23 protein-coding genes are annotated in these 20,047 nt (G+C 71.1%); 15 read left to right on the top strand and 8 right to left on the bottom strand.

Features of this window, described 5'->3' with window-relative positions; translation table 11 throughout:
* Nucleotides 1-7: 7 nt before the first annotated feature.
* Nucleotides 8-430, top strand: a complete 423-nt coding sequence (locus BJ998_RS43035) for a hypothetical protein (protein ID WP_184869937.1) — start codon at nt 8-10, stop codon at nt 428-430.
* A 100-nt stretch (nt 431-530) separates the two neighbouring features.
* Entirely contained in the window at nt 531-1,547 is a 1,017-nt protein-coding gene (locus BJ998_RS43030; RefSeq protein WP_184869936.1) for a CpaE/TadZ family protein, read from the top strand.
* Here BJ998_RS43030 and BJ998_RS43025 read toward each other — a convergent pair.
* Complete coding sequence (locus BJ998_RS43025) at nt 1,544-2,167, bottom strand: prepilin peptidase (RefSeq protein WP_184869935.1); 624 nt, start codon at nt 2,165-2,167, stop codon at nt 1,544-1,546. The two genes, BJ998_RS43030 and BJ998_RS43025, sit on opposite strands and share 4 nt — an antisense overlap.
* Nucleotides 2,168-2,241: 74 nt before the next feature.
* Between BJ998_RS43025 and BJ998_RS43020 the strand changes: the two genes are divergently transcribed.
* The 5 genes from BJ998_RS43020 to BJ998_RS43000 all read left to right on the top strand — a co-directional run bounded on the left by BJ998_RS43020 (nt 2,242) and on the right by BJ998_RS43000 (nt 6,456).
* Nucleotides 2,242-2,871, top strand: coding sequence for a response regulator transcription factor (locus BJ998_RS43020; RefSeq protein ID WP_184869934.1), 630 nt, complete (start codon nt 2,242-2,244; stop codon nt 2,869-2,871).
* 292 nt (nt 2,872-3,163) lie between these two features.
* Nucleotides 3,164-3,649: a hypothetical protein gene (locus BJ998_RS43015; protein WP_184869933.1), complete on the top strand. Its 486-nt coding sequence runs from the start codon at nt 3,164-3,166 to the stop codon at nt 3,647-3,649.
* A gap of 7 nt (nt 3,650-3,656) precedes the next feature.
* A complete protein-coding gene (locus BJ998_RS43010) occupies nt 3,657-4,202 on the top strand; it encodes a hypothetical protein (protein ID WP_184869932.1) in 546 nt (181 codons plus the stop codon).
* Nucleotides 4,193-5,287 (top strand): MAB_1171c family putative transporter, encoded by a 1,095-nt coding sequence (locus BJ998_RS43005; RefSeq protein WP_184869931.1) that lies wholly within the window; start codon nt 4,193-4,195, stop codon nt 5,285-5,287. The genes BJ998_RS43010 and BJ998_RS43005 overlap by 10 nt, the downstream gene beginning before the upstream one ends.
* Nucleotides 5,284-6,456: an FAD-dependent monooxygenase gene (locus BJ998_RS43000; protein WP_184869930.1), complete on the top strand. Its 1,173-nt coding sequence runs from the start codon at nt 5,284-5,286 to the stop codon at nt 6,454-6,456. The genes BJ998_RS43005 and BJ998_RS43000 overlap by 4 nt, the downstream gene beginning before the upstream one ends.
* Here BJ998_RS43000 and BJ998_RS42995 read toward each other — a convergent pair.
* Entirely contained in the window at nt 6,443-7,273 is an 831-nt protein-coding gene (locus BJ998_RS42995; RefSeq protein WP_184869929.1) for an oxygenase MpaB family protein, read from the bottom strand. The genes BJ998_RS43000 and BJ998_RS42995 overlap by 14 nt on opposite strands.
* 278 nt (nt 7,274-7,551) lie before the next feature.
* Here BJ998_RS42995 and BJ998_RS42990 point away from each other — a divergent pair, with 278 nt between their 5' ends.
* Both BJ998_RS42990 and BJ998_RS42985 read left to right on the top strand, forming a co-directional pair.
* Nucleotides 7,552-8,724: an LLM class flavin-dependent oxidoreductase gene (locus BJ998_RS42990; protein WP_184869928.1), complete on the top strand. Its 1,173-nt coding sequence runs from the start codon at nt 7,552-7,554 to the stop codon at nt 8,722-8,724.
* A gap of 35 nt (nt 8,725-8,759) precedes the next feature.
* Nucleotides 8,760-9,575 (top strand): SAM-dependent methyltransferase, encoded by an 816-nt coding sequence (locus BJ998_RS42985; RefSeq protein ID WP_184869927.1) that lies wholly within the window; start codon nt 8,760-8,762, stop codon nt 9,573-9,575.
* On the opposite strand, the gene BJ998_RS42980 is transcribed toward BJ998_RS42985, so the two are convergent.
* Nucleotides 9,548-10,579: an FAD-dependent monooxygenase gene (locus BJ998_RS42980; protein WP_184869926.1), complete on the bottom strand. Its 1,032-nt coding sequence runs from the start codon at nt 10,577-10,579 to the stop codon at nt 9,548-9,550. The two genes, BJ998_RS42985 and BJ998_RS42980, sit on opposite strands and share 28 nt — an antisense overlap.
* An 84-nt stretch (nt 10,580-10,663) precedes the next feature.
* Between BJ998_RS42980 and BJ998_RS42975 the strand changes: the two genes are divergently transcribed.
* Nucleotides 10,664-11,149: a TetR/AcrR family transcriptional regulator gene (locus BJ998_RS42975; protein WP_184869925.1), complete on the top strand. Its 486-nt coding sequence runs from the start codon at nt 10,664-10,666 to the stop codon at nt 11,147-11,149.
* Here the strand turns inward: BJ998_RS42975 and BJ998_RS42970 are convergent.
* Nucleotides 11,139-11,975 (bottom strand): alpha/beta fold hydrolase, encoded by an 837-nt coding sequence (locus BJ998_RS42970; protein ID WP_184869924.1) that lies wholly within the window; start codon nt 11,973-11,975, stop codon nt 11,139-11,141. The two genes, BJ998_RS42975 and BJ998_RS42970, sit on opposite strands and share 11 nt — an antisense overlap.
* On the opposite strand from BJ998_RS42970, the gene BJ998_RS42965 reads away from it, so the two are divergent.
* Nucleotides 11,976-13,838: an AfsR/SARP family transcriptional regulator gene (locus BJ998_RS42965; RefSeq protein ID WP_184869923.1), complete on the top strand. Its 1,863-nt coding sequence runs from the start codon at nt 11,976-11,978 to the stop codon at nt 13,836-13,838.
* Nucleotides 13,839-13,845: 7 nt separating this feature from the next.
* Here the strand turns inward: BJ998_RS42965 and BJ998_RS48885 are convergent, their stop codons facing one another.
* Nucleotides 13,846-16,596 (bottom strand): helix-turn-helix transcriptional regulator, encoded by a 2,751-nt coding sequence (locus tag BJ998_RS48885; RefSeq protein WP_184869922.1) that lies wholly within the window; start codon nt 16,594-16,596, stop codon nt 13,846-13,848.
* Nucleotides 16,597-16,881: 285 nt separating this feature from the next.
* The gene (locus BJ998_RS42955; RefSeq protein ID WP_184869921.1) at nt 16,882-17,229 is read right to left on the bottom strand and encodes a PNPOx family protein; all 348 of its coding nucleotides are present in this window, start codon (nt 17,227-17,229) and stop codon (nt 16,882-16,884) included.
* Between the two features lie 81 nt (nt 17,230-17,310).
* On the opposite strand from BJ998_RS42955, the gene BJ998_RS42950 reads away from it, so the two are divergent.
* Complete coding sequence (locus tag BJ998_RS42950; protein ID WP_184869920.1) at nt 17,311-17,934, top strand: TetR/AcrR family transcriptional regulator; 624 nt, start codon at nt 17,311-17,313, stop codon at nt 17,932-17,934.
* Here BJ998_RS42950 and BJ998_RS42945 read toward each other — a convergent pair.
* On the bottom strand, nt 17,931-18,260 hold the full coding sequence (locus BJ998_RS42945; protein ID WP_376776060.1) for a GNAT family N-acetyltransferase: 330 nt from the start codon (nt 18,258-18,260) through the stop codon (nt 17,931-17,933). The two genes, BJ998_RS42950 and BJ998_RS42945, sit on opposite strands and share 4 nt — an antisense overlap.
* A gap of 89 nt (nt 18,261-18,349) precedes the next feature.
* Here BJ998_RS42945 and BJ998_RS42940 point away from each other — a divergent pair, with 89 nt between their 5' ends.
* Nucleotides 18,350-18,550 (top strand): hypothetical protein, encoded by a 201-nt coding sequence (locus BJ998_RS42940; protein WP_184869918.1) that lies wholly within the window; start codon nt 18,350-18,352, stop codon nt 18,548-18,550.
* Between the two features lie 24 nt (nt 18,551-18,574).
* On the opposite strand, the gene BJ998_RS42935 is transcribed toward BJ998_RS42940, so the two are convergent.
* Entirely contained in the window at nt 18,575-18,778 is a 204-nt protein-coding gene (locus BJ998_RS42935) for an ATP-binding protein (protein ID WP_376776059.1), read from the bottom strand.
* Nucleotides 18,779-18,915: 137 nt separating this feature from the next.
* On the opposite strand from BJ998_RS42935, the gene BJ998_RS42930 reads away from it, so the two are divergent.
* Nucleotides 18,916-19,302 (top strand): SCO5389 family protein, encoded by a 387-nt coding sequence (locus BJ998_RS42930; protein WP_184869917.1) that lies wholly within the window; start codon nt 18,916-18,918, stop codon nt 19,300-19,302.
* A 34-nt stretch (nt 19,303-19,336) separates the two neighbouring features.
* A complete protein-coding gene (locus BJ998_RS42925; RefSeq protein WP_184869916.1) occupies nt 19,337-20,017 on the top strand; it encodes an SCO4402 family protein in 681 nt (226 codons plus the stop codon).
* The last annotated feature ends 30 nt before the right edge of the window (nt 20,018-20,047 follow it).

Below are 20,047 nucleotides of genomic sequence, written 5' to 3'. Positions count from 1 at the left end.
TGCGTTCATGAACATGTCGCCACTGACCCGCACGCTCGCCGCACTGACGGTGGGCTTTGCGGCACTCGCCGTCACGCCCGTCGCCGCCTCCGCCGCTCCCGTGGCCGTGCAGGCGCCGGCCAAGCACAAGATGAAGGTCCAGGCCCAGCCGGCCAAGGGCCACGTCAAGAAGCACGAGCAGACCCAGATCAAGGGTCGCATCGACGACTCGGCGCGGTCCGCGACCACCGACGTGGAGACGCTGATCGTGCAGGAGCTGCGGGCCGGTGTCTGGGTGAACGTGGCCACCGGGGGCTGCCGTCCGAACGGCGCCTTCTCCATCGACGTCAGCTTCGACGTCTCCGCCACCCTGTCGCTGCGGGTGTTCCACCCCGAGACCACGCTGTACGCCGCCGCCTACTCGGACGTGTTCGCGCTGGTCGTGCTCTGACCGTGTCGACCGAACGGCCGACGGGTGTCGCCGGATCGACGACACCCCGTCGGCCGTTCACCCTCTGTGACGATCGGGCCGGAAAGGTCACGCTGAGCATGTGACTCTCCTGTACGAACCGAACCCGGTCCTCGCGGTCCGCCTGCTGACCGTCATCCCGGACCTGCGCATCGCGACCACGCGGGAGGCGACCACCGCGGCGCTGACCAAGGCCCTCGAGTCGGTGGTGGTCATCGGCCCCGGCCTGCCGATGTCCAAGGCACTGGAGTACGCGGCCGAGGCGAGGCTGGCCCGACCGGGTGTCGGAATCGTGTTGCTGCGCAAGGTGATCGACGACGACGTGCTGGCGCGGGCAGTCCGCGGCGGCGTGCTGGTCGTCGTGGACGCCAACGACCGGACGGCGATCGTCGACGCATGCCGACGCGCCCATCCGTCCGAGGTCTCCTACCGTCCGGGGCAGATCACCGTCGTCCTGGGCTCGACCGGCGGCTGCGGCAAGACGACGATCGCGATCAACCTCGCCTCCGTGCTGGCGGCGACCGGCGCACAGGTGTGCCTGGTCGACCTGAGCCTCGACACCGGCGGCCTGGCCGGTGCGCTGGGGATCGACCCGGTGTCGCCGCTGGTGACGCCGTACGTGCCGGGCCTGGACTGCGCGCTCGCACAGGCGAAACCGGGCGAGCTGTTCTCCCCCACCTTCGTCGCCGAGCTGCTGGTGGCGCTGGAAGGCGAGTACGACCACGTCGTGGTGGACACGCCGACCCGGTTCACCGAGCAGGTGCTGACCGCCCTCGACGCCGCCCGCCACCACGTGGTCGTCGGCACGTCCGAGCGGCCGTCGCTGAAGGCGATGCGGCTGGCGCTGGACATGCTCGACCTGCTCACCTACGACCCGCGCGGCCGCCGCATCGTGCTGAACCGGGTGGATCCGGAGGTCCGTCTCGGCGCGCGCGAGGTCGACGCCCTCGTGCACAACCGTGTGGACGGTGAGCTACCGGCGACGCGGGCCGTGCCGGCGTCGATCAACCAGGGCGTGCCGCTGGCCACCGCCATCCCCGACCACCCGTTCGCCCGCGCCCTGCGCCGTTTCACCGAGACGTGCATCGACCACGTCTAGACGAGCATTCCCAGCAGCGCCCCGGCGATCAGGAAGGGACCGAACGGAAACGTCGCGTCCCGGCCTCGGCCGCGCGCGATCAGCACGACGGCCGCGATGCCGCCGAGCAGCACTCCCGCGAATGCGCCGACCAGCAACGCCGTCCACGACAGGTATCCGAGGGCCAGCCCGATGAGGCCGGCGAGTTTGACGTCACCGAAGCCCATGCTCGCCGGCTGCGCCGTCGCGAGCACCGTGAAGAACACGAGCAGCAGCGCACCGCCGATGCCGGCCCACGCCAGCGGCCAGAAGTCGTGCCGCCACAACGAAGACGCCGTCAGCAGAACCGCGATGACCGGATAGGACGGCAGCACGATCGCGTTGGGCAGCCGCCGAGCCGCCAGGTCGATCACCGCCAGCGCCACGCACACCGCGACGAAGTACAGGTAAGCCGGCAGCGAAGGCGCCTCGATCCGCAGCGCCGTCGCCGCGAACAGCAGGCCCGTCACCGGCACGATGACCGCTCGCGGACGGACCCTCACATCACGGTTCGGCAACGACCGGCCGATGAGCGGGCCGAGCGCAGCCCCCACGACCAGCCCGAACGCCCCGACGACCACCGCGAGCACGGCATCCCCCATGGCACCAGATGTAGCACAAGTCGCGCCGTCGCGATGACAACACCACCACGCACCACCTGACAGGACGGCACGCCATGGCGATCACAGTGGCAGTCATCGAGGAACACACGCTGACCCGCTACGGGCTCGCCCGGCTCATCGAGGAGCAGCCGGACATGGCGTTCGCCGGCGAGGCGTGCTCCGGCGCCGAGGCGCTCCGGCTCGTCGCCACGCAGCGGCCGACGGTCGTCACGCTGGCGGTCAGCCTGCCCGACATCGACGGCATGCGGTTGGCCCGTGGCCTGCGGGACCGCTACCCGGATCTGGGCATCGTCGTGCTGACCTCGCGCGACGAGGACGACGTGCTGTTCCGGGCGATGGAGACCGGCGCGTCCGCGTTCGTGCCGAAGACCGCGCCCACGGCCGAGGTGCTCGGCGCGGTGCGGCACGCCGCCGTGGCCGCTTCCTCTTTCACCGCAACGGGTCTGATCGGCGCGTTCGCCCGGCGGCAGGCACGGTCCATGCTCAGCCCGCGCGAGCGGGAGACGCTGCAGCTGCTGAGCCGCGGGCTGTCCGTGCCGGCGATCGCGGAGCTGATGCACGTCACGCAGTCGACGGCGAAGACCTACGTCACGCGCCTGTACGACAAGCTCGGCGCCAGCAACCGCGCCCAGGCGCTGATGACCGCCGTCCAGCACGGCCTCATCCGGACCATGGCGTCGTAGGGTGGCCCCGCGCGCCTCCCTCCCCACAGAGCGACCAGCGGCTACCCCCCGTAGCAACCGGCCTGATGCGCGCGGGGCCCTGCGCGGGTTCGCCCCCAGGGAACCCGCGCGGCGCCGGGAACTCCGCGTCACCGCGATGAACCCGGGCGTGACCCAACGCCGCTCACGCTACATTATAATTAACGGGAGTCACACAATCCGGTCCGAATCACCCGCTTGGCGCAACCAGCTGTCCCCACTGGCGCAGTTCCGGTTAACATCGGGGCGTTCCACGCAACAAGGGAGGGCTGCCGTGGACGCCAGCAGCGAGGGGGCTGCCCCGCCGGAGTTCGCGTTGGCACGCCGGCTCAATCACCTGTTCAACACCACCGTGAAGGCCGTCGACAAGCGTGGCCGGCCGGTGCGCTACTCCACGCCCGAGGTCGCCGCCGCGATCACCGAGGATCCTTCACATCCGATCTCCATCTCGCGGGTGACGCTGTGGAAGGTCCGTGAGGGCAAGGCGAACCCGACCATGGAGAAGGTCCGGGCCATCGCCAAGTTCTTCGACGACCACCGGCCCGAGGGCGCGCCGCGGGTGACCGCCGCCTGGCTGCTGGCCGAGGGCGACGACGAACCGCCGGCGAGCCCGCAGCCGCTGCCGGAACGGGCCGAGCAGGTGCGGGCCATCGCGATGCGGGCCGGGCGGATGAGCCCGGAGCGGCTGCGCATGCTGGTGGAGATGATCGAAGTGATCGACCCGGGCGGCGGCGAGGCGCTGTCGGGTACCGGGAGCTGAGGAGCCGATGCGATTCGCCCGCCGCGACAACGGAACCAGCGAGCGCGAGCTGCGCAAACGCTGCCGCGGGCTGCTGCGTGAGCTGGACGTGCAGCCGCCCCTGGACGTGCACGAGTTCTGCGCCCGGCTGGCCGTGGTGCGCGGCCGCCCGATCAAGCTGGTCCCCTACCCGCTGTGGGCGGACGGGCCGTTCGGGCTGTGGTTCAAGGGCCGCACCACCGACTTCATCGTCTACCAGGAGCACACCACCAAGCCGCACCAGCGGCACATCATCCTGCACGAGGTCGGCCACATCCTCGCCGACCACCCGTCCGACGAGGGCGCGGACCACCTGTGCGACATGCTGGCCGGCCCCGGCGGCGAGATGCCGGAGCCGCCGGACGCGCTGCGCTGCCGCACCGCCTACGAGGAGCGGGAGGAGCGCGAGGCCGAGACGGTGGCCACGATCATCCTGGAGTGGGCGTCGATCCTGGACGCCATGCGGCTGCCACAGAGTTCCGACGCGGCCGAAGGTGTCGACGCCGCGCTGAGCGACCGGCTGGGGTGGCTGTGAACCTGAACATGACGGTGCAGGTGCTGGCCGCCGTCGGCATCGGCGTCTGGAAGGCGTCCCAGCTGGCCCGGACCCCGAAGCGGATCTCGCTGTGGTGGGTCGTCGCCTGTTTCGCGCTGTCGGCGGCGGCGTTCGCCGTGACGCCGCATGCCGGCGTGGGCGTCGAGGGCGGCGTGTCCGGCGCGGGCCCGATCTGGCTGATGTGGCTGGGCGAGGCCCTGCTGCTGACGATGCTGTACTCGCTGATCTGTGTGTTCGTCTTCTCGGCCGGGCAAGGGAAACGGGCCTGGCAGCAGGCCGCGCGTGAGGCCGTCCGGCTCGTGTTCACGTTGGCGGTGCTGGGAACGCTCGCCGCGACTGTGCCGCAGCACCTGTCGCCGGCCGAGTACCCGCGGGCCACCCTGGACGCGTTTCGCTTTGTCGCCAACGTCTACACGGTGTACGGCGTCATCACGTGCATCGTGTGGATGCACCGCCACGCGAAGATCACCCAGCGCTGGCTGGCACGGGGGCTGACGACCGCGTCGGCCGGGCTGTCGGTGATCGGCGTCGGGTCGGTGCTGATCGCCGTCTCGATGGTGATCCGCCTGGCCGATCCGGAGACGGCGATCGCGCTGGAGCTGCCGACTCCCGTTGTGCTGATGGCCAATCTGGTGGTTCTGGTCGGCTTCATCATCCCCGGGGCCCGCGTGCGCTGGGTGGCGGCCCGGGTCTGGTGGCGACACCTGCGCGACTACCACCAGCTTCGTCCACTATGGACCATGTTGCACGAGGCGTTCCCCGAGGACGCGCTCAGCCGCGCCCCGGCGAGCCCCTGGCGGGACACCCTCAGCCTGCGCGCCATCAACCGCCGCTTCTACCGCCGTGTCATCGAATGCCGTGACGGCCTCGTGCGGGCCAGCGGCCGCCTGCCCGGCGACTGCCCGGCCGAACCGGCCGCCGTCGCCGCGTGGCTGCGCAGCGCCCTTGGCGAGCCTCGCGAAGTCCAAGTGGTTGCGGCGCAACCGGTCGCGGTGCCGGCCGATGGTGGCCTCGAAGCCGATGTGCGTGAACTCGTCGCACTGTCCCAGGAACTGCGCGTATGAGCCGGGTGCTGGTCGTCGGCGGCGGGATTTCCGGCCTGACGACAGCGATCGCGCTGCGCCATGCCGGCATGAACGCCGCCGTGTACGAGGCGCACCCGACCGGCGCCGACGGCAGGGGCGCATTCCTGACGATCATGGCCAACGGCCTGGACGCGCTGCGCGCGATCGACGCCGAGCACCTGGTGCTCGACCGGTCGTTCGCCTCCAAGGAGGTGCGCATGCTCAACGGCCACGACCGCCGGCTCGGCGTGCTCACCATCCCCAGTCCCGATCCGGAGCACGGCCCGCGCACGATGCGCCGCGCCGACCTGTACCGGGTGCTCGTCGAGGAGGCGCGGCGGCGCGGGGTCGAGATCGTGCACGGCAAGCGGCTGGTCGGCGTCCGCCATCACGGCAGCGTGACGGCGTTCTTCGGCGACGGCACCCGCACCGGCGGCGATCTGCTGATCGGCGCGGACGGCGTGCACTCGACGACCCGTACCCTGATCGACCCGAACGCCCCGCAACCCGCCTACACCGGCTGGAACATCGCGATGGGCGCGGCCCGGGACGTGCTGCCGGCCAGCCACCGGGATTGCTACTACATGTACTTCGGCCGCCGCGCCACGTGCGGGCACATCACCGCGCCGGACGGCGAGACGTGGTGGTTCGCCAATGTTCCCTGTGGCGAACAGGAATTGGCCGGCGTCTCCCCCGCCGTGCTGCGACAACGGCTCGGCGATCTGTTCGCCGGCGACCGGATCGGCACCGTACAGGCGATCCGGGCGACGGCCGACGAGCAACTCACCGCGACCGCGTGCTACCAACTGCCTTCCCTGCCGACCTGGTCCCGCGCCGGCATGACTCTGGTCGGCGACGCGCTGCACGTCGCCTCACCGTCGACCACACAGGGTGCGTCCATGGCCATCGAGGACGCCGTCACGCTGGCCAAGTGCCTGCGCGACGATCCGGACACCACTGCCGCCCTGCTCGCCTACGAGCGGCTCCGGCGGGAACGGGTGGAACGCGTTGTGCGCACCGGGTTCCGCAAGCTCGGGCCGCGCGTCCCCGGGCCGTTGCGACGGCTGCTGCGGGATCGGGCCGTCGCCCGCCGCGCGCGCAACCCCGACGTCGACTGGCTGCACCTGCACCACATCGACTGGGACAGCGACCGCACTACCGCCGGCTGAGGCAGGCCAGCGGCAGCAGGTCGTCCTCGGTCACCGTGGCCAGATCGATCGGGGGGAAGCAGACCGGCAGTGACCGGTCGATGCCGAAGATCTCCGCCACCTCCGGGTCGAGCAGGTCGGCGGTGGCCCGCACCAGGTCCTCCATCGGCACGCCCTTGACGCACAGCGTCCGGTTCTCCCGGAACACCTCCAGCGCCTCCGGCGTGACGGTCAGCTCCTCGGCCACGATGTGGTCGTACTGTGTGGACAGTTCGGCGAAAGTGACGGGGAGAGCACGGGTTGTGCCGAACACGTGACCGACCGTGCGCACCGCGTCCGCGCAGTAGGCGTCCCGATCGGACTCATCGAGCGGGCCGATCAGCCTCTCCTGGGCGGCAAGCAGATGACGGATCAGCACGGTGTACACCCGGGTGGTCAGCTCCGGGTCGTTCGCCGTCCACTCGCGACCGTCCGCATCGATCCCACGCAACCGGTCGTGCGCCTCCCAGGCGCCCTTGCGCTGGGCCTCAACCTGTTCGGTGTCACCGAAGATGGCGATCAGCATGCCCCGCGTGAGTTGGCGGAACTCGTTGAAGTTGGGCCGACGGGCCATCGCCATCGAAATGGACTGTCTCATGTGGTCCACCAGGACCAGCGTGGTGTACGCCGACCAGCCGCCGAGCACCATCGGCAGCCAGGGCGCGCAGTAGCGGCGCAGGACCGAGTCGTCGCTGACGAGGCCGCCGTCGGTCCGGGTACGCGGCGTGTCGAACCCGTCACGCAGCGGACGCAGGGACTCACACGTAACGGCGGCAACAGGCAGGTTGACCGGCGACAACGTTGCGCTCCTTCTTGTGGATTCCAACCAGCGCAGGGAGCCGGCACGACGACGACACTCCCGGACACCCCTGTCCGAAAGCCGCCCCCAGTTGCCCGATCTGTCGCGAGCCGGCGGGGAGACCGTACCTTCGCCACCCGCGCTCCGTCGAGGGATTCCCAGGGAACTCTGCGGGAGCGTTCCCGGACATACGCCCAGGTAAACGCCGCCCTGTAACGACCACGCTCGGTCGGCAGACATCAGCGTGCAGTGACCGTCGCGACGAAGGGGCGTCCGCCGTGAAGATCGATCTGTTCAACGAGATCCAGAATCCCCGGCCGTGGCCGCCGGGCCACGAGCAGCACCGCTTCCGGCGGGCCATCGAGCAGGCGAAGCTGGCCGACGAGCTGGGCTACGGCTGCTGGTGGCAGGTCGAGCACCACGGGGCCGGCGAGTTCAGCCTGTCCTCGGCGCCGGAACTGGTGCTGGCCGCGATCGCCCAGCACACCAACCGGATCCGGATCGGCCACTCCGCTGTGCTGGCGCCCGGCCGGTTCAACCACCCGATCCGGGTGGCGGAGCGGGCGGCGACGCTGGACCACCTCAGCGGCGGCCGCGTCGAACTGGGCCTGACCCGCTCCACCATCCCGGAGTGGCGGCTGTTCGGCATCGAGCCGGCGCAGGCCCGGGCGCAGACGCAGGAGGCGTTCGAGATGGTCCCCAAGATGTGGACCACCGACGATTTCTCCTACCACAGCGAGAACTACCGGATCGAGAACGTCTCGATCGGACCGAAGCCGCTGCAGCGGCCGCACCCGCCGCTGTGGCAGGCGGCGGCCAGCCCCACGTCGTTCGAGGACGCCGGCCGGCGCGGCGTCGGCGTGCTGGGCACGACCATGTGGGAGTCGCTGGAACGGGTCGGCCGAATGATCAAGCTGTACCGGGCGGCGGCCGAGGCCTGCACCGAGCCGGTGGGCTCGTTCGTGAACAATCAGGTCGGCTACTTCACGTTCGTGCACTGCGCGGAGACCGACGAGCAGGCGATGCGCAACGGCGCCGCCGCGGCCGCCGCCTGGTACACCGTGACGGCGCTGCGCTTCTTCGAGGCGGCAACCGAGTTCGCCGCCACCATGCAGCGCCACCAGGAGCTGCTGGACTCCCCCGACGGCGGCGGGCTCACCGGCGACTTCCTGCGCGGCGAGATCGACAACGCCCCGACCGACGCCCAGCTGCTGATCGGCCGGGTGCTGCAGGGCGAGGACGTGCCGGAGGAGGAGCTGTTCACGGTGCTCAGCGCGCAGCAGTCGCTGATCGTCGGCAGCCCCGAGACGTGCCGGGAGAAGCTGAGCACCTACGCCGACCTGGGCATCGACCGGCTGATGTGCCTGCACCAGATCGGCAGCATCCCCGACGAGGCGGTGGACACCAGCATCCGGCTGATCGGCGAGCTGATCCCGGAGTTCGATCGTTAGCAACCGGGGTCCGGCGGTGTTCTAGGGTGACGGTCATGGAACGACCCGCCTGGGCGCCGCCGGACGTGGACATCGACCAGCCCAGCATCAGCCGCATCTGGGACTGGTTCCTGGACGGCTCGCACAACTTCGCGGTGGACCGCGAGGTGGCCAAGCAGATGCTGCGGCTGATGCCGGAGGGGCCGCGGATGGCGCAGGCCAGCCGGGCGTTCCTGCGCCGCGCGGTGCGGATGTGCGCCGCGTCGGGCGTGACCCAGTTCCTGGACATCGGCTCCGGCATCCCGACCGTCGGCAACGTGCACGAGATCGCCCGCGCCGCCGACCCGCAGTCGCGGGTGGTGTACGTGGACACCGATCCGGTCGCCGTCAGCCACACGCGGCAGATGCTGGGCGACGACCCGACGACCACCGTGCTGCGGGGCGACCTGCGCGACCCGGTGGAGATCCTGGACAGCCCGGAGCTGCGCGGCACCCTGGACCTCGACCGGCCGGTAGCGGTCATGCTGATCATGATCCTGCACTTCATCCGGGACGAGGACGATCCGGTCGGGATCCTGGCGAGGTTCCGGGAGGCGCTGCCGCCCGGCAGCATGCTGGCGATCGCCCACGGCAGCCCCAACACGGAGAACATGCCGGACGAGCACCTGCACGGGGCGCGCGAGATGTACGAGAAGTCCGTCGCCCAGGTGCGGCTGCGCACCCGGCGGGAGGTTCAGGCCCTGTTCCACGGGTGGGAACTGGTCGAGCCGGGCGTGGTGTGGATTCCCGACTGGCGCCCGGATCCGGCCGACGCCGGCCCCGCGTTCGACATCCCGAACGCCGGTTACGCGGGAGTGGCCGTCAAGCTCTGAGCGTGCGCCCGGCCGATCTCCTGGTTCTCGGCCACGTACGGACGGAGTTCCCGCTCGTACGCCACGAGCGCCGCCTCGTGGTCGCTGGTCTCAAGGAGGCACCGGGCCAGGGTCCGCGCCCCGATCAACGCCTGCGAGGTGCCCATGCCGCTGGTCGGCGCGGCGCAGTAGCCGGCGTCGCCGACCAGCGCGACCCGGCCGGCCGACCAGGAGTCGATCCGCACCTGGCAGGTGGAGCCGAACCAGAAGTCGTCGGCGGCGGCCATCGCGTCCAGCAGGCGCGGGATCTCCCAGCCGTGGCCGGCGAACGCGGCCCGGGTGGCCCGCTCCTGCTCGGCCCGGGAGCGCCGGTCCAGTTCCGGTGACTCCGTGCCGAACGACAGGCCCACGGTGAGACGGTCCGGATCGTTGCCGCTGAACAGGTAGACGAACGCGCCGCCGTGCTGCCAGAGCAGTCCACTGTGGTCCAGGCCCAGGTGGTTGGGCATGCTGAAGCCGACCCCGGACAGGCCCAGGTGGAGCAGGCCGGCCGGGCCGAACGCCAGCCGGCGGACCTTCGAGTACACGCCGTCCGCGCCGATCACCAGGTCGTAGTCGGCGGCCGGGCTCCGCTCGAACTCGACGTGCCCGTCCCGGATGGACGTAATCGAGTCATCGAAGACGTAGCGCGCACGGTCGGCGGTGATCTCGTGCAGCAGCCGGGTCAGGTCCCGCTTGGGCACCTCCAGCTCACCGGAGAACACCTCCCGCGGCAGCTCCCCGGTCTTCGCGCCGTCCGCGTCCAGCACCGCCGTGCCGCGGGACCTCGTGTCGAGGTCGCGGATCCGGTCCGAGATGCCGAGTTCGGCCAGCACCTCGATGGCGCCGCCGCGGAAGTCGATCGCCCAGCCGCTGTCCCGCGGCCCCGGCGCCCGCTCGACCACCGTCACGTCGCAGTGGTCGGACAGGAAGTAGGCGAGGGCGGGTCCCGCCACGCTCGCGCCGGAGATCAGCACCTTGGTCATGGCGTCACCGTAGCCACGTCTTATCCATTTGGTCAATCCATTTGGATAAACCGCTTGGTTAAGCCCTGGGCTAGGCTCTCCGGCATGGGCAACCGTGAGGATCTGCTGGCCGGCGCCAAGCAGTGCCTGATCGAGCGTGGCTGGGCGCGCACCACCGTCCGCGACATCGCCGCCGCCGCCGGCGTGAACCACGCGGCCATCGGCTACCACTTCGGCTCCCGGGAGGCGCTGCTCACCCAGGCCGTCATGGAGGCGATGGACGAGCTCGGCGACGAGATGGCCAGCCGGCTGGCCGACGTCGACCCGGAACACCGGTGGCAGGCGCTGATCGACACCTTCACCACGCACCGGACGCTGTGGGTGGCCCAGCTGGAGGCGATCGTGCAGGCCGAGCGGAACGAGGAGATCCGCGAGCACCTGGCCGCCGGGCAGCGCGAGGCACGGGAGGGACTCGGCGGCTCGGTGCCGAACGCGATCCTGACCGGCCTGATGCTGCAATGGCTGGTGGATCCCGACACCGCTCCGTCCGGCGCGGAGGTCGTGGCCGAGATCCGGGCCCTCAAGCCCTGAGCACGTCCGCGATCAGCTTCGGATCCTCCTCGGCCATGAAGTGGCCGCAGGTCACCGTGCGGTGGTCGAGCTTCGGGGCCCACGCCCGCCACAGCTCCTCGCCGCCGAGACCCCAGTCCTGTTGGAGCACGGTCACGGGCATCCGGAGCTGGTTGTCGCCCTTGTCCTGGGTGTCGTGCTCGACGTCGATCGTGGACGATGCGCGAAAATCCCGCACGATCGACGGCACGGCGTGTCGGCACGCGTCGAGGTAGTGGGCCCGGACGTCCGGCGGGATCGCCCCGGGGTCGCGGGTCCAGGCGTCGAGGAAGTGGCCGAAGAACACGTCGGGGCTGGCGGCGATCAACCGCTCCGGCAGGCCGGGCGGCTGCGCCATCAGGTACAGGTGGAAGCCGACCGCGGCGGCCGTCCCGTGCATGACGTCCCACATGTCAAGAGTGGGCACCACGTCCAGGCAGGTCAGGTGCGTGATCTTGTCCGGGTGGTCCAGGCCGGCGCGGAAGGCGACGAGGGCGCCGCGGTCGTGGCCGGCGAGCGCGAACTCGTCGTGGCCGAGTTCACCGGCCACCGCGACGATGTCGGCGGCCATCGTGCGCTTGTCGTAGCCGTGGTCCGGCTTGTCGCTGGCCCCGTAGCCGCGCAGGTCGGGGCAGATCACCGTGTGGTCGGCGGCCAGGTCGGCGGCGACGTACCGCCACATCAGGTGCGTCTGCGGGAACCCGTGCAGCAGCACGATCGGCCGGCCGGTTCCGCCGACCGCGACGTGCAGCGCGACGCCCTCGGCGACGGGGATGCGGTGGGTCCGGAAGCCGGGAATAGTGGTCATGTGCACGAGCCTGCCGGCCGCCAATCAGCAACCGATCAGCAAGCCGTCCGGTTCGGGGTGCTCGGCCCCGTCGCCGCCTGGGCCGGTGGCGAGCCGTTGGCGTTGAAGGGACTTCGGCACCGTGCCGTGCTGGCCCGGTTGATCGTCGCCCGCCGCCGGGTCGTGCCGGTCTCGCGGCTGGTGGCGGACCTGTGGGAGGAGCCGCCGGCTGGCACCGTCGGGGCCGTGCAGACCTTCGTCGCCGACCTGCGCCGGGTGCTGGAGCCTTCGCGTCCGCCGCGTACCCCGTCCCGACTGCTGGTCACGGATGGCCCCGGATACGCCCTGCTGGCAACGGATGTGGACGCCTGGGAGTTCGAATCCCTCGTAGCCGACCGGATTCCGGCGGCGTTGGCCTTGTGGCGCGGGCCGGCCTACGCGGAGTTCGCCTCGGAGCCGTGGGCTGCGGCCGAGCGTTCCCGGCTGGCGGAGTTGCGCTTGCGGGCCGTGGAAAACCTTGCGGCGTCCAGGCTTGCTGCCGGCGCGGCGGCACAGGCCGTGCCCGACCTCGACGCTCACGTGACGGAACACCCGTGGCGCGAGGAGGGTTGGCGGCTGCTGGCGCTGGCCTTGTACCAGTCCGGCCGACAGGCGGATGCGTTGGCGGTGCTGCGGCGGGCGCGGGCGATGCTGGCCGACCAGTTGGGGCTCGATCCCGGGCCCCGGTTGCGCCGCCTCGAAGCCGATGTGCTGGCCCAGGATCCCCGGCTCGATCCGCCCGGGGTGTGGACGCGTGCCGCCGAGGTGTACGACCGCACCGTGGCCGTCGGTTCGCGGGCCCGGCTGGAGTCGACGGTCGGCCTGCTGCGCACGCTCGCCGTCACCGGGGGCCTTCGGGCGGCACAGGAACACCGGCTCGCCGCCATCACCGCCGCCGAGGAGTTCGGCGATCCGGCGTTGACCGCCCGGGTGATCGGCGCCTACGACGTTCCGGCGATCTGGACCCGCAGCGACGATCCCGTGCAGGCACGGGAGGTCGTCGCCGCCGCCGAGCGCACTTTGGCCGTGCTGCCGGACATTCCCGCCTCTCGCTGCCGTTTGCTGGCCACCGTGGCGTTGGAGATGCGCGGCACCCGGTCACCGCGCGGGCCGCAAGCCGCTGGCCAGGCCGAGGACATCGCCCGCGAACTCGGTGACCCCGCGCTGCTCGCCTTCGCCCTCAATGGACGGTTCATGCAGTCCTGCACCCGGGCCGGCATGTCGCCGCAACGGGACGCCGTCGGCGCCGAACTGATCGAGCTCGCTGCCCGGCATGACCTGGTCACCTTCGAGGTGCTCGGGCATCTCATCCGGCTGCAGGCCCGCAGCGCGGTCGCCGACTTCACTGCCGCCTCCGCGCACGCCGCCGCCGCGGATCGCCTTGCCGCACGGCATGAACTGCCGCTCGTCGGCGTCTTCACCGCTTGGTACCGAGCCATGCGCGCTCGTTCCGCCTCGGCCTATCGTGAAGCGGCCTTGCTGCTTGAGGGCACCGGGATGCCGGGCGTGGAACGGGGTCTGCTGCCGCTGGCCCTGTTCTCCCTGGACTCCGAGGCGGATCCGGCGGCGGACTGGGGTCCGTACCGGCCGTGGATCGAGCCCTTCCTGTTGCTGGACAACGGAGATCACGCCGCCGCCCGCGACGCGCTCCACGCCGCCCCCGAGCCGCCCGCCGACCTGATGTACGAACTCCTGTGCTGCCTGCGGATCATCGCCGCCAAAGCGGTTGACGACCGCGGCCTGCTGGCCGAACTCCGCGCCCGCGTCGCTCCGGCCGGCGCCGAACTCGCCGGCGCCGGCAGCGGTCTCGTCACTCTGGGGCCCGTTGCCGACCATCTGCGCTGAGTACGCCCTACGTGGGCCGACGCTCGCCCGCCATCCTGGCGATCTCGACGCGGGACTGCGCGCCGAGCTTGGCCAGGATGTGCGAGACGTGCGTCTGAACCGTCCGCCGGGAGAGGAACAGCATCGCGGCGATGTCCGGATTGGACAGTCCGTCCGCGACCAGGACGGCGACCTTGAGCTCGGCGCCGGTGAGGGCGTCCCAGCCGGTCGCCGGGCGGTTGCGCGGGCCGCGCCGGCCCCGGCGGACACCGTGCCGGCGGGCCCTGGCGTCGGCCCGCATCACGTCCCAGGTGGCTCCGAGCGACAGGTAGACGTCGACGGCGTCGGTGAGGGTGGCCAGCGCGGCCGTCCGGTCCTCGTCGGCCATCAGCACGGCGGCGTCCTCCAGGCAATTGCCCAGCTCAAGGGGACGCTTCGTCCGGCGGAAGTACTCCGCCGCCCGCAGCACCCCGGCCGGGTCGCCGGCCAGCAGGCCACGGCACCACTGCACGGCCGCCAGCTTGTGCGGCGTCGGCTCCTGCTCGGCCTCGTACTCGAGCAGCTCCACCGCGGCCATGGCGGTGTCCAACTCCCCCAGTTCCACGGCCAGCCGCACCAGCTGCGGCGACCAGCGGTGCCGCCAGTACTGGTACTTCTCGGCGCGATCCGGGTCCAGGGTCTCCTTGAGCACGGCCAACGCCCGCTCCGGCCGACCGGCCCGCTCCTCCGGCAGCGCCCGGGCCCGGATCAGCAGGATGGAGTCGGAGCCGCGCACGGGCGGGCGGGCCAGGTCCGCCTCGACGGAGGTGATGTCGTCGCGGTGTCCCGCGATCAACGCCCTGATGCTGTAGACGCGCTCCCACAGCTCCGGCCACGCGTCGGCCTCGGGCAGGTAGTCGACGGCCACCTCCGTCGCGGCCATGGCGTCATCCCACTCCCCCATGGCGCACAGGCAGTCGGCGGCTGTGGTGTGGACCGTGCACAGGCGGGGCGTTCCGGTCCGCTCGGCCAGGGCGATCGCCGCCCGCATGGACGTCCGCGTCTCGTCCCAGTCGTCGAACACGGCGACGAACGCCGTCTGGTTGATCAGCAGCATCTGGCGCAGATCGAGGGTGTACGGGTCGTCGCCGATCACTTCCAGCGCACGGCGAACGGCTCGCAGCGCACCGGCGGTGTCGCGCCGGCGCAACCGGACCAGGCTCACCTCGTGCAGCGCGTACCCGATCGCGGTGGGGTCCTCGGCGAGTTCCGCGTGGGCCAGGGCCTTGTCGGCCGCGCTGTCGTCGAACCGGCGGCCGGAGCGCCACAGCCGGGCGCTCATCGCCAGCAGGCGGGCCTGCCACGTCGGGGAGATACCCGGATCTTGCAGCGTGGTGTCCAGAGTGTCCCGTGCCGCGGCGAACCGCCGCGACCGCTGGAGGGTGCTCGCCAGCGCCCAGGTCATCCGGGCCGCCTGGTCGGGATCGGTGGTCCGCGCCAACACCTTGCGCGCCATGCGCTCGCACAGTTCCCCGTTGCCCTGCAGGTAAGCCGCGACGGCCAGCTGCGACTCCAGCCGGTCGTGCAGCCGGTCGTCCGGCGGGATCCGCTCCAGCGCCCAGCCCATCAGCTGCTCGGCGATCTGCGGCGCCTGCTGCGTCAGGAAGGTGGCGTGCTCGGCCAACCACTGCGGCACCCAGTCGGCCATGTCCCCGCGGGCGGCGAGCAACTGCGCGGCAATCCGTTCCACAGCGCCGTTCGTGCGTACGAGGGCGTAGGCGGCGTCCTGGTGCAGCGCCGAGCGCAGCGCCTCGGGAATCGCCGCGTACAGGGCCTGCCGGATCAGCGGGTGCCGGAAGGCGAACCGGTCGCCCCGCTCGGCCAGGACGCCCGCCGTCAGCGCCTCTTCGATGCCCTCGGCCACGTCGACCACCGTCCGTCCGCTGACGGCCGCGAGATCGGCGACGGAGAATTCCGTGCCGAGCAACACCGCCGGGCGGAGGTCGTGGAGCGTCGGATCGGACAGGAACGCCAACCGGTCGGCGATCGCGGTGCCCAGCGACGCCGGCGCCCGCTCCACGTCCGCCGCCAGCTCGGCGAAGCCCGCATCCTCGCGCTCGACGCGGTTCTCCCGGACCAGGGCGTCGACCAACTCGCGCACGTACAGCGGATTGCCGCCGGCCTGCCGCGCCATCGCCCGCAGCCGTGGGCCCGACGGCGCGCCGACGAGGTCGTCCACGAGCTCGTCCACCTGCTGTGCCGGCAGTTCCCGCAGGCGCATCACCATGGCCCCCTGGCCGGTCAGCGTGCGCCGCAGCTCGGCGACCTGCGACCGGCGCGGCATCGGCCGGGCCGCGCCCACCAGCAGCAGCGGCAGCTGGTCGACCGCTCGGCCCAGCCGGCCCCACACCAGCAGGCTCGCCTCGTCCGCCCAGTGCACGTCGTCCAGCACCAGTACCACCGGCGATTTCGCGCACAACTGGTCGATCAGGGCCAGAAACTGCTCGACCCCGGCCAGCACCGCGTCGCCCGCCGCCGGGCGTGCGTCGAATGTTTCCCGTTCTTCCGGCGACAGTGCGTCGAGCAGCGTACGCAACGGAAAACGACTCACCAGCTCGTCGGCCGTCGCCCACAACACGCGACACCCCAGCGTGCGGGCCATGCCGAACCCCGCCGTGACAAGGGCCGACTTCCCGATTCCCGGTTCGCCCTCCACCAGTACCGAACGGCCGCGCCCGGCGACCAGGTCCCGCAGCAGCGCGCGGAAGAGGTCGAGTTCGGCAGCGCGACCCACGAGCACGATCGGAGGGTAGCGCCGATTCCCCGCGGTTCCGGCCTCGCCCGCGCCCGAATAGCGAAGGTGCGCTGCCCGGTCGGTCAGGTCTGCACGTCCATCCTGACCGCGCCCCCGAGGACCCGTCTTCGGTCAGCAGATCCGGCAAATTCCGGTTGATTTCCCGCCCCACCCCGGCCTGCGGAGGACAGCGCATCCTCCTCGACCCGCGAACATGCCACCGCCGTTCTGTTCGTCGTACGACAAGCAGAAATGCTCAAATTCCCGCGGACCCGGGGCGCGAAATGACGTTCACAACCGCACGGTGACATTCACTCGATTCTCCCGGACCCGTTCGGCGACGGCGTGGCCGGTGACCGGGTCGCCCGGCAGGTCCAGCGTGAGCGGCCCGCCGTCGCCGGTGAAGTTGCGCCACCAGTTCTTGGTGTCCGCGAGCATCACCTGGATGGAGACCACGTCGCCGGTGCGCCGGTAGCCGACCGGGGTCCGGAAGGTGCGGCCGGACCGGCGGCCGGTGTAGCTGACGACGGTGAGGTACCGGCCGACGAGCGGACCGAGCAGCCGGGAGGAACGCAGCCGGTCGACCACTCCGTTGAATCGGGTGATGACCCGACCGGCGGTGGTTCCCTGAAAACTCATTTCATCCTCCAGATCGCCAATTACCCGAACCCTATCACCGGAAGTGGAGCACCTAGTCCACTTGCGTCTAAAGTGAGAGACATGAGCCCCGAGAAGTCTCAACTCCGGTCGGACGCCGCGCAGAACCGCGACCGCATCCTCGCGGTCGCCCGCGAGCTGTTCGCGTCACGCGGAATCGATGTGCAGATGGCCACGATCGCGCGCCGGGCCGGGGTCGGCGTCGCCACCCTCTACCGTCGCTTCCCGACCAAGGAGTCGCTGGTCGCCGAGGTGTTCGAGGACCAGTTCCGGACGTGTGTGGCCAGCATGGACGAGGCTCTGGCCGATCCCGACCCGTGGCGCGGGCTGTGCCGCGCGGTCGAGAAGATCTGCGCGATGCAGGCCGTCGACCGGGGGTTCGGCGCCGCGTTCCTGGCGTCCTTCCCCGCCGCCGTCGACATCGAGCGGGAACGGGACCGCGCCGTGCGGGAAGTCTCCGTGCTGGTCGAACGGGCCAAGCAGACCGGGCAGCTGCGGGCCGACTTCGTGCCCGAGGACCTGACCCTGCTGTTGATGGCCAACAACGGCATCGTCGCCGACACACCGGAGGCCACACTGGCGGCGTCCCGGCGACTCGTCGCGTACCTGCTCAACTCGTTTCGCGCCGAACACGCCGGGCCGCTGCCGCCGCCGGTGTCGATCGACCTCAGGAACGTGCTCCCCTAGCGCTTCTTGTCGAACAGCCCCTCGATCCAGTCCAGCGTCTCGTCCGTCACCGGGTCCGTCACGTCGGCGAACCCGTCATGCTTGCCCAGATACGCCGCCACCGCCGGGCACACCGGCACGATCCGCTTCCCCGACGCCTTCGCGTCCGCCAGCGCCCGCTCGATGAGCACAGTGGACAATCCCTGCCCACGGTAGGCGTGGTTGACCTCCGTGTGGTGGAAAACCCGCTGCTCATCGCGGTCCGCGTACGCCGCGAGCCCCGCGAGCTTGCCGTCGACCCACAGCTCGTAGCGATTGTCCTTGCGAAGCACCTCGGTGTCGGTCACGCCCATGATCCTAGGTCCGCGACGGGCCGTTCGGGTGATGCGGCGGGGATGGGGGCGACGGCCGGCGGCCGGGCGGCGACGATGGGCGCATGGCGCACGTGAACAAGGGCATCCAGATGTTCGGTGGCACGATCAACGCCGACAACATCGCGGTCGGCGACAACGCGCACGCCGAGAGCACGGAGAGCGAGCCGGGCACGACCCGGAACACGGTGAACGGGGACCCGCACACCGTGATCCAGGCCGGTCGGATCGATTCGATCACCTACGCGGACCCCGACGACGAGTGACCGGCGGGCGATCCCGCCCCGACGTCAGTGACCCACGGGCACGAAATCCGGATCCACCTGCGCGGCGAGGTTCTTCTGCTCCAGCGCGGAAATCGGCAGCACCCGGCCGCGTTCGGCGGACCGGACGTGCGGTGAGCGGCCGAGCCAGCACAGCAGGTCGTCGCCGACCTGGCCGCGCAGGAAGTCCAGGTCGTCCCGGTCGCAGACCTTGTTGCCGATCACGGCCACGCGAATGCCGAAGTCCTTGGCGTAGCTCGGCCGCCCCGACCTTGGAGTGGTAGCAGGCGACGCCGAGATCGTCGTCGGTGAGCGGTCTTGCCGCTGCCGCCCTTGCCGACGAAGGCGATCTTCATTCGGGTAACCCCATGCACATGGGTGTGTCCGCCGCCCTGCACGCCCGCGCCACCAGCGGCGACGTCACCGACGACGAGTTCGTCACCTGCGTCCGCGACTCGCTGCCGTACGCGTGGCAGGTGATCAGCGGCGTCGTCGCCGACCTCGGCGACGGCGACTTCGCGGACCACGCCACTCCCCCGCCGAGCGAGGCCGAACGCGGGCAGCTGCTGCGAGCGCTGGCATCGGACGCCATCCGCGGCGGGCTGGAACGCCACCTCGGCGTGACGCTGGCGTTCCAGAACTGCCATCGGGTCGCGGCGTTCCGCCCGTCCGCAGTGGACGGTGACCGCCACCGCGCGTTCGTGTCGCCGCGCGGGCAGTTGCTCAACCAGGGCCCGGAGCTCCGCGACTGCTGAAATTCGGTTTCCGCCGTTTGCCAGAATGGCCGGCATGGGGGACTCCGAGGCCGAGGTGCTGGCGTGGTGCGTGGTCGCCAACGTGGCCGCGCACACCACGCACGGCCCCGACGGCGTCGAGGTCCGACGGGGCCTCAAGCACTTCGCCCCCGGCGCCAAACTCTGGGTGCTGCCGCCGCAGTGGGGCGACGGCGGGGAGAAGCTGTTCGTCGTCGGCCACCATCGCGGCCGCGGCACCGGCAGGCTCGCCCGGCTGGTGATCGACCGCTACCACCTGACCAACTTCCGGGTCCGTGGCATCTACAGCCCCGCCGTGTACCGGGAGCTCATGCGCCGCTGGGAACCGTGGGGCGACCACCCGCTGCGGCTGTGGGAGACCCGGGACGTCGCCGAGGAGACGGCGCAGTGGTGGAACCGTGTCAGCGCCGGGGCGACCGACGTGGACAAGCCGCGCAAACGCGTCGAGCTGCTGGAGCGGCTGTGTTTCCTTGCTCGCGGCGACAGCTGGGCATGGCAGTTCCTGGTCGACCGGGACCTCGCTGACGCGCTCCGTGACGACCGTGAGGCGGCAGCCGTCACACCGCTGGTCGCACTGGTGGAGTCGATGGTCGCCGACCTCGGCACCGATTACCCCTATGACCGGTTCGTCAGGGATCCACGGTGGACGGACGTGATCGACGCCGCGACAAAGGCCCTGGAGGTGCTGACCGCCTGAACCGTCCGCGCCCTCCTCGCGTATCAGAGT

The organism is Kutzneria kofuensis, assembly GCF_014203355.1.
Lineage (GTDB): Bacteria > Actinomycetota > Actinomycetes > Mycobacteriales > Pseudonocardiaceae > Kutzneria > Kutzneria kofuensis.
This window is presented reverse-complemented; position numbering and strand designations above follow the sequence as displayed.